Source organism: Robinsoniella sp. RHS (assembly GCF_001029355.1).
Classification (GTDB): Bacteria; Bacillota; Clostridia; order Lachnospirales; family Lachnospiraceae; genus Robinsoniella; species Robinsoniella peoriensis.
The window spans coordinates 1-1,404 of the sequence record NZ_JNGB01000274.1 but is presented as its reverse complement, the minus strand read 5'-3'; the positions used below and the strand labels follow the sequence as shown (position 1 = coordinate 1,404).

1 protein-coding gene is annotated in these 1,404 nt (G+C 38.9%); it reads left to right on the top strand.

Translation table 11 applies throughout. The features are described from left to right. Positions 1-20: 20 nt before the first annotated feature. Positions 21-1,404 (top strand): phage minor capsid protein (locus RHS_RS32430; protein WP_395023686.1); only part of this gene is annotated, 1,384 nt, incomplete at its 3' end.

Below are 1,404 nucleotides of genomic sequence, written 5' to 3'. Positions count from 1 at the left end.
TTGCAGATATAAATGGATCTGTGGATGAAATAANCCATAAGGCAAGAAAGCAAGGCGGACTGGATCAGGAAATAGAGATCATGAATGCCATAAAGAAAGGTTGGAAACCTCCGGGAAGTCTGAATAAAAGTATGCAGACAACGGGTGAGTTTTTTAAACTGAATGATCGTAAACTGAATGCCTTGATCGGAGCCACCCGGAAGGATTTTTCCAAAGCGGAACACGCAATGTTACGAATGGCGGATGATCAATACCGTAAGATTATTTTTAATGCACAGGTATATGCAAATACCGGAGCGGGCACCTATGAAAAGGCCGTAGACATGGCAGCTAAGGATTTTTTAGGTTCCGGCATAAACTGCATTGAATATAAAAACGGGGCAAGGCATAAAATAAGCGATTATGCATTTATGGCAATACAGACAGCTTCCAAACGAGCCTATTTGACCGGAGAGGGAGAAAAGCGGCAGGAGTGGGGAATCAGTACTGTTATTGTAAACAAGCGTGGAAATCCCTGTCCAAAGTGTCTGCCGTTTGTGGGCAAAATATTGGTTGACGATGTATGGTCCGGTGGCAAACCATCAGATGGGAAGTATCCGCTAATGAGCACCGCTATAGCAGCCGGTCTATATCATCCGCGATGCAAGGATAGCCATACGACATACTTTCCAGGAATTTCTACAGCAGATGACACCTGGACAAAGCAGGAGTTAGAGGCCGTTGAGAAAGTAAATAAACAAGAGGTTAAGCAGCAATATGTAGAGAGACAAGTTGAAAAGTACAAACGGTTGACAAAATATTCTTTGGATAATGATAATCAGAAAATGTATGAGACGAGATCAAAAGATTGGTCTGATAAAGTAGATGAGGTGGATTTCTTAGATCGAATTAAAGCCTTTTTTAATTCAGCATCAATTGACATCATGGAAGATTTTGAAATGAGCTTGCATGATGTTAAAAATAAAGATACTCGGGTACTATTAAAGCAATCGAAAGCCAGAGTAAAGTTTAATAAATCGAAGAAGAAAAAGTCCTATTATACTAAAGGAGTGATTTATATTGCTGAGAATGCAACACCGTCAACTATAGCCCATGAATTATTTCATGAGATCGATCATACTTACGGACTTACGCAGAATGGTGCATTGACATTACAAATCCAAAACGACTATAAAAGATTATTACAATTATCGTCTAATTATGGTAAATCGATAGAAGATATGTTATATTTAAAATATCCGGAGGTATTTGAAAATGGACGTAGAGGAATAAAATTACAGGAAGAATTTAGGGGTATTTCGGATATTTTAAATGGCATGTCAAGGGGGAAGATTAGACTGGGGTATAGGCATCAAGACGATTATTGGTTGAAACCTCTGAAATTAGAAAAAGAGACTTGGGCAC